The following is a 378-nucleotide window of genomic DNA, read 5'->3' as shown; positions in this document are numbered from 1 at the left end:
TTGTTTGACTACCTTTTTTATATGCATTCTTTAATTCTTCAATAGCTTTATTTACTCTATCTTCTGAAAAATCATGTTCATCAATTAATATTTTTCTTATTTTTTCCTCATCAACTTCTCCAAATTTTATATCTTCTTTATTTATTTCAATTACTGGTGGATCTTCAAAGAATTCTTCAAGTTCTTTCCATGAAATTTCTTTATAATATTTTTCCCATCCAACATATCTTAAATAATCTTTCAGGATTTCATTATTTTTTACAAGTTCATANNCAGTTTTTCCTCCAATTCCAGGAATTCCATCAGGATTATAATCTGTTCCGACAATTAAAGCAAACCATATTAACTTTTTATAATCTAGTTTTAACATTATTTAAT

It is taken from the genome of Candidatus Nanopusillus massiliensis, from assembly GCF_920984865.1.
The sequence above is the reverse complement of the archived record's forward strand: the minus strand, read 5'-3'. Positions refer to the sequence as shown.